A 14,553-nucleotide genomic window follows, 5' to 3' on the forward strand; every position below is an offset into this window, starting at 1 on the left:
GTCCGTTGTCCGAGACATCGACCCAGGGAGTGTTCGAAATGCGGAGCATCGCAAGGGCTGCGGCCTGTGGAGCCGTACTGGCGCTCAGCAGTCTTTCCTTCGCCGGCACGGCCGGCGCCGTCCCGGCGGGAGCGCCCGCCGGGGGCGCATCCATCGGAGGCGTGCCGGAGTCGGCCGCCACCTCGCCCACCGGAGCGGAGAGCCTGTACGCGCCGTCGGCGCTGGTGCTGACGGTCACTGACGGTGCTGATCACCAGTCCGGTACGGTACGGCGCGCGGTTACGCTCAGTTGCGCGCCCACCCCCTCGGGCAGCCACCCCGACGCGGTCGCGGCCTGCGCGGAACTGAAGGAGAACGGCGCGAAGTTCGACTCGATCACCACCGCCGGGACGAACCGCGTCTGTACGAAGGAGTGGGAACCGGTCACGGTGACGGCCGACGGCGTGTGGGACGGCCGGCGCGTCGACTTCGTCCACACCTTCTCCAACTCGTGCGCCATGAACGGGGGCAGAGGAGCCGTCTTCACCTTCTGAGGCGATCACCGGGCGGCCGGGCGGGGATTTCCTCGACCCGGCCGTCCGGCGTTCCACCCCCGCCGGCATCGCGCGGACCGCCAGACGCGGAGCCTCCGGAAGTGAAGACCACGGACGGAATCCGGTCAGGATGTCGCAATACTGCCCCAGGGCACCGCCGAACTGGGCCTTTTCTCAACGGACTTGAGAAGGTCTCGCGACCCCGTCGGCACCGCCCGGAGCCCCGTCCCCCCAGGTCCGGAGGACGGTAGGCCGTCCTCCGCCTGACGGTTCGTCATATGTGACTTTCCGTGCTGAGACCATTACATCTTCGCCACGTATTGTTACCTCCGTGACAGAAACAGACTCGTGGGGCAGTGGAGGAGAATCATGCGACCGTTCGCGCTGAACTACGCTTTCCCGGCTCCCAGCACACCCGTCGTCGGACCTTTCACCTACGACTCCACGCTCCAGCTGAACGTCCTGCCGGACGGACGTCCCGCGATAGCCGACCGCGCGCTGCTGCTCGCCGCCGGGTCCACGACCTCGACGGCCGGCTCCAAGACGCACTTCGACGACTGACCGCCCTGGTTACCCGATGACTGTGCTGATCCTGACCGCCGAGGAGGACGTCACGGCGGATCTGGTCGTGGCCGAGCTGCACGGGCGCGGTACGCCGCTGGTGCGCTTCGACCCCGCCGATCTGCCGGGCGAGGCGTCGATGTCCGCCGAGTACGTCAGCGGCGACTTCCGCGGCCATCTGTCGGCGGGCGGACGCCTGTTGAGCATGGACGGGCTGCGCTCGATATGGGTGCGGCGGCCGGGCGCGAGCGCGGCCCACGCGCCGAACCCCTCGCCCTGGCTCACCGCCGAGTCCGAGCACGCCTTCTTCGGCATGCTGTACTCCACGACGGCGCGCTGGATGAACCATCCGCGGGCGGCGGCACAGGCGCGCCTCAAGCCCTGGCAGTTGCGGGTCGCGCACCAGAGCGGCTTCGCCGTGCCGCCCACCCTCGTCACCACCTTCCCGCGTATCGCCCGGCTGTTCGCCGCCGAACACCGGGACATCGTGGTGAAGTCGATCACCGGCCCGCCGCCCGGTGACCCCCCGGTCTCGCTGCCGACCACCCGGGTGGGTCCCGGCGCCGACTTCGAGTCGGTCGCCGCCGGGCCCACCCTGCTCCAGCGCTACATCTCCAAGCGCGCCGACATCCGGCTCACCGGTGTCGGGCACCAGCTGTTCGCCGCGCGGAAGGTCGCCGATCCGGGCCAGGTGGACGGCCGGTACGGCGAGACCGGCCACACCTGGGAGCCCGTCGCGGTGCCCGACCGCATCGCCCGCGCCGTGTACGGCTATCTGCGCGTCGCCCATCTCGCGTACGGGGCCTTCGACTTCGCCGAGGACACCGACGGCACCTGGTGGTTTCTCGAATGCAACCAGGGCGGCCAGTTCGGCTTCGTGGAGCTTCAGACCCGGCAGCCGATCGCCGAGGCCGTGGCCGGCTGGCTCGCCTCACCGCCACCTGTCTAAACCTCTGACCGGCCAATCCCCGGGGGCCCCGGGCGTACCGGGGTGTTCATGATGCCCGGCCGGCGGGACAACGGCTCCCCCGTCGCCCGGGAGTTATCGCCGACCGAGGGTCCCCGATGCGGTGCGACTGCGAAGATCTTGGTACGGTACGGTCCTTCGGAGCCGCCTTCGAACCCGTGCGCGGGTTACCCGCGGCGCCGGATACCTGCCGTATTTCTCGTGGTCGGAATGGGACTCCCCCGGCACAAATACTCGTCCGACCCGTTCTTCAACGGCGCGCCGAATAGCCGCCGTTGGAGATCTCTTGTTTCACCCGCACGGGCTGTGCAATGGTGAACGCGCTCAGTCGGCAGCAATGCCCTGAGCGCTCAGCCGTTCGATTCCGCGACGGTACGACCGCCCGGACAGGTTCTCCGGCCGTTGTTATCCCGCCGCTCTCCGCCCACGGGTCGCATTTCCTGGAGGCCGCACACCGTTCAAAGGTACGCACCAATCGGACCACCCCCCTTTCAGCCGGCCGAAATCACTGCCGCCACCCTCGCGTCAAGGGACTGGACACCCCCCACTCAGTGCCCTGGAAGGCAGGACCCCTCCATGCAGGATCCTCGTACGTCCAGAACCACCCCGCCCCCTCCGGCCGGTCCGCCCGGTCCCCGCTCCGAAGGCACGGACGCGGATCTCGTCGCCGCGCTGAGGACCCGCGACAGCGACGAGGAGGACCACGCCACCGCGCTGTTGCTCACCCGGCACTGGCAGTCCCTGCTCGACTACGCCGAGATCCGCTCCCCCTCGGCCAACGCCGCCTCGATGCTGGCCACGGCGGCCTTCGGCAAGGTGCTCGACAGCCTGCGCCGCCCCGGTCCCGTCCCGGCCCTGCGGCCCGAATTCCTGCTGACCGCGCGGCATTTGGCCGGCGTCTGGGCGACCGAGGGGCAGAAGGCGGCCGAAGGACAAATGACCGGCACGGCCTGGGAGCACCCGACGCGGCCGGCCGGCACCGACCCGGCGAGCCCCGACACGCCACGGCCCCCCGAGAATCGGCGGCTGGCCTTCCACGCCTTCCAGGCAATGCCCGCCGCCGCGCGGTGCCTGCTGTGGCATACGGACGTCGAGGCGGAACCCATATCCGTACCGGCCGGTCTGCTCGGCATTGATCCGGAAAGCGCGCGCACCGAACGGGAACACGCGGGTGAACTCTTCCGGTCCGGCTGTGTACGCGCGCATATCGCACTCGCCTCGGACCCGGAATGCCGCCACTACAACCGTCTGCTGGATGTGTCGCTGCGGCGCGGCGGTGCTTTGCTCCCGGACATCCGGGAGCATCTGGCGCTCTGCGCCCACTGCGCGTACGCCACCGAGCAGTTCGTCCATCCCGAGGGCAGGCCGGCGGTCCTCCTCGCCGAGGCCGTCCTCGGCCCGCACGCCCGGCGCTATCTCGATACGCGGCCCGGCAGACGCGGCGGGGCACGGGGTACGGGCGCACGCCGCGGCGGACGGCACTCGGTGGGCGGACGCCCGCGCGTACTGCCCCGGGTGACCGTGACGGCCAGACGAGTGATGACCACCCCGGGCATGCCGAGGACCGTCCTGCTCGGCGGGCTCGGCCTGGTGGCCGTCGGTCTGCTCGCAGTGACCGTCGCCGGTCTCACCCCCGGTGACGGCGAGGACGAGGCGATGGGACCGGCCGCCCCGATCGGCACGGGCACCTCCACGGCCTCCCCCGACCCCGGCTCGCAGGGCGTCTCCGGTCCCGGGCAGCGACCGCCGACGGGCGCGACAGGTGCCCCGCCCGGCACGCTGCGCACGGCGCTGCGCAGCGCCGACGCCGATCTCTGTCTGGACCTGCGCGACACCCGGCCGAGCGCCGGCTCCGAGGCGACACTGGCGATCTGCTCGTCGTCGGCGGAGACCCAGCAGTGGCTGTACGAGGAGGACGGACTGCTGCGCAACGGCGCCGACCAGGACTTGTGCCTCAACTCCCGTACGGTCGACGGCTCGGCGGTCCTGGCGCCGTGCGGCGAGCCGACCGCCGAGGGCGCCGCCGACGTGCGCTACGAGGTCACGGTCCAGGGGCATGTGATCCCCCGGTGGGACGACTCGCTGGCCGTCGTCCCGACAACTCCCGTGGCGGGTACGTCGGTCGTGGCGAAGCTCCGCGACGAGTCCACGCTCCAGAACTGGTTGACGGACGCCGCACCGGACAGTCCCAGGTCCCTGCCGATCGTGGGCGGCGGCCGGGCGACGGCGCCACCGGCCGGCCCTATGTCGGCACGCCGGGACACGGTCGGGTCGGCGGAGCGCGAGGCGGGACGCGAGGCGGGGCGTCGCTCCGGGAACCGCGAGTGCGACGAACAGGGCCGCGCCCAGGGCGGCGACGAGGGGCAGGGTCGCGGCCGGGACCGGGGCCACAACGGCAAGGGCCATGGCGAGGGTCAGGGGCAGAGGCAGGGTCAGGGGCGCTGCGACGACGTCCGGTTCAGCGGCTGAGACGCCCGGCCGCCCCGGTCCGTCGGCGCTCAGGTCACGCCGGTGCCGTGAGCCATCAACAGCCCCACGTCCAGGGCCGCCACGGCGACCGCCGCGACGAAGGGTGCCTTCTCGCGGCGGCGGCCGAGCAGCAGGCCCGCGACCGCCACCGCACCGGCGACCGGCGGCAGGAGCAAGGCGCCCGCGTCGGGGCGGCCCTGGGGTCCCAGCGTCAGCACCACCGACGCCGCGACCAGTGGGACGGGCAGCAGCAAGCGGCTCCCGGTGGCGCCGAGCCGGTGCGGCAGCCCCCGTACGCCGGTGGCCAGGTCGGCGCGGATGTCCGGCAGGACGTCCGCCAGATGCGCCCCGACACCGAGCAGCGCGCCCGCGGTGACGACCCACCAGGCCGGCCACGGGCCACCCGGCAGACTGAGTGAGACAAGGGCGGGCAGGCTCGCGAATCCGATCGCGTACGGCAGCCAGGACAGCACGGTGGCCTTGAGCCGCAGGTTGTACGCCCAGGCGGCGCCCACCGCGATCAGATGCGCGGTACCGGCGAGCGCGCCGCAGGCCAGGGAGAGCGGCACGCAGAGCGCGAGGGCGCCGAACGCCGCGCCCCAGACGGTCCGTTGACCGACCGCCCCCGCGGCCACGGGTTTGTCGCGGCGCCCGTTGACGGCGTCGCGCCGCGCGTCGTACGCGTCGTTGCACCACCCCACGGAGAACTGACCGGTCAGCACGGCGGCGGTGAGCAGCAGACAACGGCCCACGCCGTGGCCCGCGGTGACGGCGAGCGCGAGGGTGAGCGCGGTGACCGCGACCACCGGTCCCGGATGGCAGGACAGCGCGAGGGCGCGTACGACGCTCAGCGGCCCCGCGCGGCGCGGGGTTTCGGCGTTGCCGGTGCCGGCCTCGCGTGTGCTCGTTCCCGGATCCACATCGGCGTCCACGCGCCGATCGTAGGCGCGCGGGCCCCGTCCACGTGGCAGCCGGACGGGCGACTTACGGTGTCTCATCCCAGCCCACGGCTGTTGGGATGGTTATGACACCCTCAGGCTGGAATCGATGACCCGAATCGCCGCCGTGCACGGCGTCCTTGCTCCCTATCGCCACACCCAGTCCGAGATCACCGACATGGTGGCGCGCACCTGTCTGCCGGCCGGGGCGGACCGGCGGGTGCTCGACCGGTTGCACGAGAGCGTGCGGGTCCGCACGCGCCATATGGCCCTGCCGCTGGACGACTACGTCAAGATCGACGGGTTCGGTGCCGCCAACGACGTCTTCATCGAGGTCGCGGGCGACCTGGGCGCCGAGGCGGTGCGCGGGGCGCTCCGTACGGCGGGACTCGGACCGTCGGACGTGGATCTGCTGATGTTCACCTCCGTCACCGGCGTGGCGGCCCCGTCCGTGGACGCGCGCCTGGTCGGGCGGCTGGGGCTGCGTCCCGACGTGAAACGGCTGCCCGTCTTCGGGCTTGGCTGTGTCGCGGGCGCGGCGGGCCTCGCGCGGCTGCACGACTATCTGCGGGGCTGGCCCGATCAGGTGGCCGTGCTGCTCTCGGTCGAGCTGTGCTCGCTGACCTTTCAGCGGGGCGACACGTCGATGGCGAATCTGGTGGCGAGCGGGCTGTTCGGCGACGGGGCTGCGGCGGTCGTGGCGGTGGGCGAACGCCACGCCGGGACTCCGGCCGCTCCGCCCGGTCCCACGGTCGTCGCCACGCGCAGCCGGATGTACCCGGACACGGGCCATGTCATGGGCTGGTCCGTCACCGGCTCCGGCTTCCAGGTGGTCCTCGACCCGTCGGTGCCCGAGATCGTCCGGCGCTTCCTCGCCGACGACGTACGCGGCTTCCTCGCCGAGCACGGTCTGACGCCGGCCGACATCACCGGGTGGGTCTGCCACCCCGGCGGTCCCAAGGTGCTCCAGGCCGTGGGCGAGTCGCTGGGTCTGCCCGACGGCGCCCTCGACGTCACCTGGCGCTCCCTGTCCGAGGTGGGGAACCTGTCGTCGTCGTCGGTCCTGCACGTCCTTCGCGACACCCTCGCCCGGCACGCCCCGGAGCCGGGCAGCCCCGGCCTGATGATCGCGATGGGCCCCGGGTTCTGCTGCGAACTCGTCCTGCTTCGCTGGTGAGTTGGAGAAACACATGTGGTGGTACACGGCACTGGTACTGGCGGTCGGCGGCGAACGCGTCGCAGAACTCGTCGTCGCCCGTCGCAACGCCCGCTGGAGTCTGGCGCGCGGCGGTACGGAGACCGGGCGCGGGCACTACCCGGCGATGGTGGTCCTGCACACCGGACTGCTGGCCGGTGCGCTCACCGAAACGGCCCTGGCCGGACGGCAGTTCGTGCCGGTGTTCGGCTGGACGATGGTGGGGGTCGTCGTCGCGGCCCAGGTGCTGCGCTGGTGGTGCATCCGGACGCTGGGGCCGCGCTGGAACACCCGGGTGATCGTCGTGCCCGGCCTGCCGCTGGTCGCCGGCGGCCCCTACCGGCTGCTGCGCCACCCCAACTACGTCGCCGTCGTCGCGGAGGGCCTGGCGCTGCCGCTGGTGCACGGAGCGTGGGTGACGGCGGTCCTCTTCACGGGGCTCAACGCCGTTCTGATGACGGTCCGGATCCGCTGCGAGAACGCGGCGCTGGGGGCCGCGCCGGCCGGTGTGCCCGCGTGATCGACGTACTGATCGCCGGCGGTGGCCCCGCCGGGCTGGCCGCCGGGATCCACGCCGCGCTGGCGGGGCTGCGGGCCGTGGTGGTGGAGCCGCGTACCGCCCCGGTGGACAAGGCGTGCGGGGAGGGCGTGATGCCGGGCGGTACGGCGGCGCTGCGCGCGATGGGCGTGGAGGTGTCGGGGCGCGAACTGCGCGGCATCCGCTACCGGGACGGCGTACGGGACGCCGAGGCGTGCTTCCGGGACGGTACGGGCCTTGGGGTGCGCCGTACGGAACTGCACGCCGCGCTACGGCGCCGGGCGGAGGCCCTGGGCGTGGAGACGGTCCGGGGCAAGGTCGGTGAGGTGCGGCAGAGCGCCGACCGGGTCAGTGCCGGGGGCAGGACCGCGCGCTGGCTGATCGCCGCCGACGGACTGCACTCGCCGATCCGCCGGGGCCTGGGGCTGGGGCTGCCGGACCGGGCGCCGTCCCGCTACGGGCTGCGGCGCCACTTCCATGTCGCGCCGTGGTCGGACTTCGTGGAGGTCCACTGGTCGCGGCACGGCGAGGCGTATGTGACGCCGGTGGGGGACGGCCTCGTCGGCGTGGCCGTGCTGAGCCGCGAGCGGCGGGGGTACGACGAACACCTCGCCCGCTTCCCGGACTTGGCGCCACTGCTGGACGAGCGGCCGGCCAGTGGCGTACGCGGCGCGGGTCCGCTGCGGCAGCGGGTGAGCCGGCCGCTGGCCGGGCGGGTGCTGCTGGTCGGCGACGCCGCCGGTTATGTGGACGCGCTGACCGGGGAGGGGGTCGCCCTGGCCCTGTCGACGGCCGGTGCGGCGGTACGCGCGCTGGCGGAGGGCCGGCCGCAGACGTATCCGGCTGCCTGGTCGAAGCTGACCAGGCGCCACCGCCTTCTTACGGAGGGCCTGTTGCGGGCCACGCGCGGCCCGCGCGGGGCGGGGCTGATCGTGCCCGCCGCCGCCCGGCTGCCGTCGGTCTTCGCGGCGGCGGTGCACGCGCTCCAGTAGCGCGGCACGGGCGGAGCCAGAGCCTTTGGCGCGAACCGCCGCCGTACCTCGTCTAGGCGTCCGTGGCGCGCTGGAACCAGGTGGGCTCGTCCTCCAGCGCCTGCTTGATACGGAACCGGGCGAACTCCCGCAGCTCGGGCAGCGCGTCCACGGAGAACCAGCCGACCTCCAGGGACTCGTCGTCGTTGACCCTGGCCTCGCCGCCGGTCGCGCGGCAGCGCAGCGTGATGTCCATGTATTGGCACTGGTCCCCGTTGGGGTACGTGACAGGCTCCGGCAGCGCCTGGACGAGTACGACGCGCTCGGCCACACAGCGCACGGCGGTCTCCTCGTACACCTCGCGCTCCGCCGTCGCCGCGGGCTGCTCCCCCGGCTCCGGGATCCCGCCGATGATCGACCAGTTGCCGGTGTCGGCCCGCCTGCCCAGCAGCACACGTCCGTCGTCGTCGAAGACGATCGCGCTGACTCCGGGCAGAAACAGCAGTTGGTGTCCGGCGGTCGCGCGGATCTCTCGGATGAAGTCTGGCGTTCCCATGCCACGACCCTAAGCGCAGGCCCGCGGCTCCCCGCGCGCCCGTCAGCCCGCGTCGTCGGCGGCGGGGCTCCGGCGGGCGCGTACGGTCCGTGCGACGGCCCAGCCGAGACCGCCGACGGCGATCGCGACCAGCAGCGCCTCGGGCAGCGTGCCCATCCTGGTGGCGGGCGTCTGCGAGGAGCGCAGCGGCATCTCACGGACGAGGGCGTCGGGCGTGAACATCTTCGTCTGCTCGACCACCTGGCCGTCCGGCATGATCATCGCGCTGACGCCGCTGGTGACGGGGACGACGACGGCCCGGCTGTGCTCGACGGCCCGCACGCGGGACATCGCCAGCTGCTGGTAGGTCATCTCGCTGCGCCCGAAGGTGGCGTTGTTGCTGGGCACGGTGATGAGCTGGGCCCCGTGGGTGACGGTGTCGCGCACCGCCCAGTCGAAGGCCGCCTCGTAGCAGGTGGCGAGACCGACCTTGGTCCCGGCCAGATCGAACACGCCCACCTTGTCGCCGGGACCGAAGTCGCGTCGCACCCGGTCGACGTCGGAGCTGAAGATCCGTACGAAGGAACGCATCGGGATGTACTCGCCGAACGGCTGGACATGACGCTTGTCGTACGTCGCGACGGGCCCGTCCTCGGGATCCCACTCGATCAGGGAGTTGCGCAGCTTCCCGGTGTCGGGCGAGAGCACCGAGCCGACCACTGTCGGCACACCGATCTTCTTGACCGCGTCGTCGATGACCAGACGTGCGTCGCCGTTGCGGTAGGGGTCGAGGTCCGAGGAGTTCTCCGGCCACAGGACGAAGTCCGGCCGCGGCTCCTTGCCGGCCTCGACGTCGTCCGCCAACTGCTCGGTGCGCGCGGCGTGGTTGTCGAGCACCGCGCGGCGCTGGGCGTTGAAGTCGAGCCCCAGACGCGGCACGTTGCCCTGGATGGCGGCGACGGTCGCGGTGCCGTCCTCGGCCGAGTCGTCCACGAGGGGCAGCGCGGCGAGGGCGCCCGCGACGGGGACGAGCACGGACAGCGCGGCGACGGTCACGGCGGCGCGCGGCACGCGGCGCGGCGCGGGCCGGGCCCGGTGGGCGCGGACCTGGCGGACCACCTCGTACAGGCCGAAGCCGCACAGCACGACGGCGAAGCCCAGTACGGGTGTGCCGCCCACGGCGGCGAGGGGGAGGAACATGCCGTCCGCCTGGCCGAAGGCGATCTTGCCCCAGGGGAAGCCGCCGAACGGCACCCGGGCGCGGGCCGCCTCGCCCAGGATCCATACGGCGGCGGCGAACACCGGCCACGCGGGCAGCCGGGACACGGCGGCGATTCCCACCCCGACGGCGCCGATGAACAGCGCGGACACGGCGGCCAGCGCGACCCACGGCAGCGGGCCGACCTCTTCGCCCGTCCACTTCAGGAGGGGCAGCAGGAAGCCGAGACCGGCGAGGAAGCCGAGTCCGAACCCGGCACGGGGTCGGCGGCCCCGCAGCGTCCAGCCGAGCAGGGCGAATCCGGGCAGCGCCAGCCACCACAGCGGGCGGGGCGGGAAGCTCGCGAAGAGCAGCAGCCCGGACAGTGCCGCGGCGCCCGGCCGTACGAAACGCCGCGCGCGGCGCCTGCCGCCGGGCGCGGGGGCGGGCTCGGCCGGCTCGACGGGGGTGATGGTGGTGCTCACCCCGCGGAGTCTACGGTGACGGCACCGGAGGACGGCAGTCCGGCCTTCCCGCGAGGGCTCCGTGAGGGGTCGGCCGCGTCACCTCCCGCCGCCTCTTGCCATTCCCTGCCGTTCCCTGCCGCAACGTTTCTGCGCGAGATGTCCACATGCCCCCTCCCCTGCCACTAGCGTGTGCGGCAGCCCTGGGGCGGGTGCGGTGTGTCCCGACCGATCCGGCTGCCGTCGGCAGGGGCGTCTCGGGCCGGGGGTTCTACGGGATGGCTGCATCGACAACTCGGTCCGTCGCGCGCGAGCGCGGCGGCGCCTCCGACATCGCGGGCATCGCCGTGTTCATCGGCTGCGCGGTGTGGACCCTGGTCAGCGCGGCCGGCCGGGACGGCCGGCCCGAAGGCGTCCTGCTGGCCGTACTCGCGGTCGGCGCCGGATACATCTGCGGACGGATCGCCGGGTCCCTGGCGCCGGTCGCCACGGCGGCCACGCTCGCCGTCGCCGCGTACGTCCTGGCCGTCGCCGCGCGTCACGACATACAGGCCGACCCGGCGGAGAGCGCGGCGCCCCCGGGCGACACGGGCGCGGTCGCCGCGCTGCTGATCCTGGCGGTGGGCGCCGCCTGCTGCGCGGCTGCCGCCGAGGCCACGCCGAGAGCGCGGAGCACACTGTTCGTGCTGGCGGCGGTGGCCGCCGGGACGGGGCCCCTGCTCGGTTCGGTGGCGGGTCTGGTGGCTGCCGTCGGGGTGCTGCTCTGCGCGCTGGCCGCGGCTCGGATGCGCCGTCGGCTGCCGGGGCTGGCGGGATTCGCCGCCGCGGCCTGTCTGCTGGTGGGCGCCGCCTGGGCGGTGGCCGTACGGGCGCTGCCGGACGGGCTGGCGGCGTCGCTGGAGGGGCAGCTCACGGGGCACCGGGTGCTTCTCTGGGAGGACGCGGTGGCCGTCGTACGGGCGAATCCGCTGCTGGGGGCTGGGCCCGACCGGTTCGGTGATCTGAGCCCGACGGCACTGGAGTCGCTGAACTCGGACGGCAAGCCGCACTCGGCGCTGTTCCAGCTGGCGGCGGAGCAGGGCGTCGTGGGGGCGCTGCTCCTGGGGGCGGCGTTCGGCTGGCTGCTGTACGCCCTGTGGCGCTCACCGCGCGCCACACCCGTCGTACTGACCGCCGGAGCCGCGCTGACGGCGCTGGCCGCCGTGGCGACCGTGGGCAACGCGCTGAGCTTCACCCCGGTGACGGCGGGCGCCGGGCTCCTCGCGGGCCTGGCGACGGCGCGCTCGCCCGTCGGGGCGCTGCCGGAGGGAAGGCCGGCCTGATCTCGGCCGACACGGGGCGGTGCGGGCCGTGCGGGGCGTGCGGCGCCGTCAGGCCTCGGCCTCGGCCGAACCGCCGATGACCGTTCTGCCGCCGGCGGCCTTGCCCAGGCCCGTGGTGCCGAGTCCCGACTTGCTGAGGGTCACCGTGCCGGTGGCCGCCGCGCGGAGCCGGTCACGGATGACGCGGACCGCGGCCTCGGCGTCGTCGACCGTCACCGTGAACGTCCTGCCGTCGCCGAGTCTCAGCACGACGCCCTCGCCGCGCCGTACGACCACGGCCGTGCCCTGCTCGGGCCGCCAGCGGTAACCCCAGCCGCCCCACTGGCGGGGCGTGACGCTGGGTTCGAAGTCGGCGCCGGTCACCTGTGTGAGCGGGATACGGCGACGTGGCAGCCCGGCGTGGCCGCAGCGCACCTCAAGGTGCTCGTGGTCGACCTTGACCGCCACATGCACGAAGGCGAGCGTGCCGAAGAGAATCAGCAGTCCGGCGGCCACACAGCCGACGACCGACGCGGCCAGCGCGACGATGCCGGACTCCCAGGAGGATTGGATCGCCAGCTCGATGCCGAGCGCGAGGCAGGCGACGCCCACCACGGCGAACAGCCACTGAATGCGGTTGGTCGCTCGGCCGGTCCAGATTTCGGGGAGGGGCACTGTGCCTGGCCCCCCTCGTCGGGGGTGCTCCGTCATGGTTGCAGGGTACTCACGAACCGCCCGGGTGGCACCGCCTCGGCGGCATCCGGAATGGCGGAGTCCACCGGGCCCCTTGCCCCGCCCGCCCGAGCGCGCCCAGGTGACGATGGCCACACACGCCTAGTGCGCGTGGGTGACGTCCGCGAGCAGCCGGCCCTCCGCGTATGTCAGGGCCGCGTCGGGCAGTGCGGCGCGGTGGCCGGCCAGCAGCACGGTGAGTTCGCCCGGTCCGGCGTCGGCCGCCGGCGCCGCTGTGTCCCCGAGGCGGCGCAACGCCTGCGCGGCGACGGCCTCGGCGGAGCCGTACAGCGTCACCTCCGGCAGTCCGGGGTGCCGCAGGGCCGCCCGGATGCGTTCGCCGACCAGTTCGTAATGGGTGCAGCCCAGGACGACGGTCCTTACCTCGCGCGGGGTGAGGAGCGCCGCCGCCGCGATGGCGCGGGCGATGCCCGCCTCGTCGGCGTGCTCCAGCGCGTCGGCGAGACCGGGGCACGGCACCTCGGTGACGTCGACCGAGGCGGCATGGGTACGGATGAGGTCGCGCTGGTAGGGGCTGCCGGTGGTGGCCGGGGTGGCCCAGATCGCGACGGGCCCGCCCCCGGCCGCCGCCGGTTTGATCGCGGGGACCGTGCCGATGACGGGCAGACCGGGCTCCAGCGCGGCGCGCAGCGCGGGCAGGGCGTGCACCGACGCGGTGTTGCAGGCGACGATCAGCGCGTCGGGCCGGTGCGCGGCGGCGGCGCGGGCCACGGTGAGCGCGCGGGCGGTGATGTCTTCCGGGGTGCGCGGTCCCCACGGCATGCTGCCGGGGTCGGAGGAGAGCACGAGACCGGCGTCCGGCCGGAGCCGGCGCATTGCGGAGGCTGCGGCGAGCAGCCCGAGACCGGAGTCCATCAGCGCGATCTTCACCCGGTCACCATAGACGACCGCCCTTGCGGTCCCGCCGATGTGGGGCAGACTGCGGCGAATGAGTGCCATTGCCTGGATCGCCGCTGTCTCGCTGGCCGCCTGGGGCTTTCTGTTGCTGGGTCAGGGATTCTTCTGGCGTACGGATCAGCGGCTGCCGCCGCGTGCGGCTCCCTCGCCGTGGCCGTCCGTCGCCGTGGTCGTGCCCGCGCGGGACGAGGCGCTGATGCTGCCGGTGAGTCTGCCGTCGCTGCTGGCGCAGGACTATCCGGGGCGGGCGGAGATCTTCCTCGTCGACGATTCCAGCACCGACGGTACGGGCGCCCTGGCGAGGGAGCTGGCCGACCGGCTCGGCGGGCTGCCGCTCACCGTGGTCTCCGCGCCGGAGCCGGCACCTGGCTGGACGGGCAAGCTGTGGGCGCTGCGTCACGGCATCGAACTGGCGCGGGAGGAACGGCCGGACTATCTCCTTCTTACGGATGCCGACATCGCCCATGAGCCGGACAGTCTGCGCGAGCTGGTCGCCGCCGCGCGGACGAACGGACTCGACCTGGTCTCCCAGATGGCCCGGCTGCGGGTGGAGACCGCGTGGGAGCGGCTGATCGTGCCGGCGTTCGTCTACTTCTTCGCGCAGTTGTATCCGTTCCGCCGGGTCAACAAGCCGGGGGCGCGTACGGCCGCGGCGGCCGGCGGCTGCGTACTGCTGCGGACGGAGACCGCCGAGCGGGCGCGGATTCCCGACGCCATCCGGCAGGCGGTGATCGACGACGTGTCGATGGCGCGGGCGGTGCGGCGCGCGGGGGGCCGGATCTGGCTCGGTCTGGCGGAGCGCGTGGACAGCGTGCGCCCGTATCCGGCGCTGACCGATCTGTGGCGGATGGTGGCGCGGAGCGCGTACGCCCAGCTCCTGCACAATCCGCTGTTGCTGGTCTGCACGGTGGCCGGGCTCGCGGTCGTCTATCTGGCGCCGCCGGCCGGTGTGTACGCGGGTCTGTCGGGCGGTGACACACCGGCCGGGCTGCTGGGCGGCGCCGCGTGGGCGGTGATGGCCGGGACGTACGTGCCGGTGCTGCGGTACTACCGGCAGTCGCTCTGGCTCGCTCCCCTGCTGCCCTTCACGGCGCTGCTGTATCTCCTGATGACCGTCGACTCGGCCGTGCGGCACTACCGGGGCCGCGGTGCGGCCTGGAAGGGGCGTACGTACGCCCGTCCGGAGGCCGCACCGGAGCGTTGAGCCGGCTCGCGGCCGGGCCGGGGGTCACT

14 protein-coding genes are annotated in these 14,553 nt (G+C 73.4%); 9 read left to right on the top strand and 5 right to left on the bottom strand.

The features are described from left to right. Positions 1-38: 38 nt before the first annotated feature. The 4 genes from ACFYNU_RS07765 to ACFYNU_RS07780 all read left to right on the top strand — a co-directional run bounded on the left by ACFYNU_RS07765 (position 39) and on the right by ACFYNU_RS07780 (position 4,530). Positions 39-533: a subtilase-type protease inhibitor gene (locus tag ACFYNU_RS07765; RefSeq protein WP_356585087.1), complete on the top strand. Its 495-nt coding sequence runs from the start codon at positions 39-41 to the stop codon at positions 531-533. Between the two features lie 369 nt (positions 534-902). Then, positions 903-1,094, top strand: coding sequence for a putative ATP-grasp-modified RiPP (gene tgmA, locus ACFYNU_RS07770; RefSeq protein WP_023543500.1), 192 nt, complete (start codon positions 903-905; stop codon positions 1,092-1,094). 16 nt (positions 1,095-1,110) lie between these two features. After that, positions 1,111-2,043, top strand: coding sequence for an ATP-grasp ribosomal peptide maturase (gene tgmB / locus ACFYNU_RS07775; RefSeq protein ID WP_356585088.1), 933 nt, complete (start codon positions 1,111-1,113; stop codon positions 2,041-2,043). 594 nt (positions 2,044-2,637) lie between these two features. Beyond that, positions 2,638-4,530, top strand: coding sequence for an RICIN domain-containing protein (locus ACFYNU_RS07780; protein WP_356585089.1), 1,893 nt, complete (start codon positions 2,638-2,640; stop codon positions 4,528-4,530). A gap of 29 nt (positions 4,531-4,559) precedes the next feature. On the opposite strand, the gene ACFYNU_RS07785 is transcribed toward ACFYNU_RS07780, so the two are convergent. Beyond that, on the bottom strand, positions 4,560-5,462 hold the full coding sequence (locus tag ACFYNU_RS07785; protein ID WP_388765473.1) for a UbiA family prenyltransferase: 903 nt from the start codon (positions 5,460-5,462) through the stop codon (positions 4,560-4,562). 115 nt (positions 5,463-5,577) lie between these two features. Between ACFYNU_RS07785 and ACFYNU_RS07790 the strand changes: the two genes are divergently transcribed. Genes ACFYNU_RS07790 through ACFYNU_RS07800 form a run of 3 tightly spaced genes read left to right on the top strand, consistent with a single transcriptional unit; the run spans position 5,578 to position 8,193 of the window. Then, on the top strand, positions 5,578-6,645 hold the full coding sequence (locus ACFYNU_RS07790; RefSeq protein ID WP_356585090.1) for a 3-oxoacyl-[acyl-carrier-protein] synthase III C-terminal domain-containing protein: 1,068 nt from the start codon (positions 5,578-5,580) through the stop codon (positions 6,643-6,645). A gap of 13 nt (positions 6,646-6,658) precedes the next feature. After that, a complete protein-coding gene (locus tag ACFYNU_RS07795) occupies positions 6,659-7,183 on the top strand; it encodes an isoprenylcysteine carboxyl methyltransferase family protein (protein WP_356585091.1) in 525 nt (174 codons plus the stop codon). Then, positions 7,180-8,193, top strand: coding sequence for an NAD(P)/FAD-dependent oxidoreductase (locus ACFYNU_RS07800; RefSeq protein ID WP_356585092.1), 1,014 nt, complete (start codon positions 7,180-7,182; stop codon positions 8,191-8,193). Before ACFYNU_RS07795 ends, ACFYNU_RS07800 begins: the two co-directional genes overlap by 4 nt. Before the next feature lie 52 nt (positions 8,194-8,245). On the opposite strand, the gene ACFYNU_RS07805 is transcribed toward ACFYNU_RS07800, so the two are convergent. Together ACFYNU_RS07805 and lnt are read right to left on the bottom strand one after the other, a co-directional pair. Further along, the gene (locus ACFYNU_RS07805; protein ID WP_356585093.1) at positions 8,246-8,728 is read right to left on the bottom strand and encodes an NUDIX domain-containing protein; all 483 of its coding nucleotides are present in this window, start codon (positions 8,726-8,728) and stop codon (positions 8,246-8,248) included. Positions 8,729-8,770: 42 nt separating this feature from the next. Further along, complete coding sequence (gene lnt, locus ACFYNU_RS07810; protein WP_356585094.1) at positions 8,771-10,390, bottom strand: apolipoprotein N-acyltransferase; 1,620 nt, start codon at positions 10,388-10,390, stop codon at positions 8,771-8,773. A 257-nt stretch (positions 10,391-10,647) separates the two neighbouring features. Between lnt and ACFYNU_RS07815 the strand changes: the two genes are divergently transcribed. Continuing rightward, positions 10,648-11,691, top strand: coding sequence for an O-antigen ligase family protein (locus ACFYNU_RS07815; protein WP_356585095.1), 1,044 nt, complete (start codon positions 10,648-10,650; stop codon positions 11,689-11,691). A gap of 48 nt (positions 11,692-11,739) precedes the next feature. Here ACFYNU_RS07815 and ACFYNU_RS07820 read toward each other — a convergent pair whose 3' ends face one another. Together ACFYNU_RS07820 and ACFYNU_RS07825 are read right to left on the bottom strand one after the other, a co-directional pair. Continuing rightward, positions 11,740-12,381: a hypothetical protein gene (locus ACFYNU_RS07820; RefSeq protein WP_356585096.1), complete on the bottom strand. Its 642-nt coding sequence runs from the start codon at positions 12,379-12,381 to the stop codon at positions 11,740-11,742. A gap of 123 nt (positions 12,382-12,504) precedes the next feature. Further along, complete coding sequence (locus tag ACFYNU_RS07825; protein WP_356585097.1) at positions 12,505-13,293, bottom strand: aspartate/glutamate racemase family protein; 789 nt, start codon at positions 13,291-13,293, stop codon at positions 12,505-12,507. Positions 13,294-13,351: 58 nt separating this feature from the next. Between ACFYNU_RS07825 and ACFYNU_RS07830 the strand changes: the two genes are divergently transcribed. Next, positions 13,352-14,524: a glycosyltransferase gene (locus ACFYNU_RS07830; protein ID WP_356585098.1), complete on the top strand. Its 1,173-nt coding sequence runs from the start codon at positions 13,352-13,354 to the stop codon at positions 14,522-14,524. Positions 14,525-14,553: the final 29 nt, after the last annotated feature.

It is taken from the genome of Streptomyces sp. NPDC006643, from assembly GCF_042870175.1.
Lineage (GTDB): Bacteria > Actinomycetota > Actinomycetes > Streptomycetales > Streptomycetaceae > Streptomyces.

Coding starts and splice junctions, on each gene's coding strand:
- ACFYNU_RS07820 (WP_356585096.1), bottom strand. CDS start 12,381: ATGACGGAGCACCCCCGACGAGGGGGGCCAGGCACAGTGCCCCTCCCC.
- tgmB (WP_356585088.1), top strand. CDS start 1,111: ATGACTGTGCTGATCCTGACCGCCGAGGAGGACGTCACGGCGGATCTG.
- ACFYNU_RS07765 (WP_356585087.1), top strand. CDS start 39: ATGCGGAGCATCGCAAGGGCTGCGGCCTGTGGAGCCGTACTGGCGCTC.
- ACFYNU_RS07815 (WP_356585095.1), top strand. CDS start 10,648: ATGGCTGCATCGACAACTCGGTCCGTCGCGCGCGAGCGCGGCGGCGCC.
- tgmA (WP_023543500.1), top strand. CDS start 903: ATGCGACCGTTCGCGCTGAACTACGCTTTCCCGGCTCCCAGCACACCC.
- ACFYNU_RS07830 (WP_356585098.1), top strand. CDS start 13,352: ATGAGTGCCATTGCCTGGATCGCCGCTGTCTCGCTGGCCGCCTGGGGC.
- ACFYNU_RS07790 (WP_356585090.1), top strand. CDS start 5,578: ATGACCCGAATCGCCGCCGTGCACGGCGTCCTTGCTCCCTATCGCCAC.
- ACFYNU_RS07780 (WP_356585089.1), top strand. CDS start 2,638: ATGCAGGATCCTCGTACGTCCAGAACCACCCCGCCCCCTCCGGCCGGT.
- ACFYNU_RS07795 (WP_356585091.1), top strand. CDS start 6,659: ATGTGGTGGTACACGGCACTGGTACTGGCGGTCGGCGGCGAACGCGTC.
- ACFYNU_RS07805 (WP_356585093.1), bottom strand. CDS start 8,728: ATGGGAACGCCAGACTTCATCCGAGAGATCCGCGCGACCGCCGGACAC.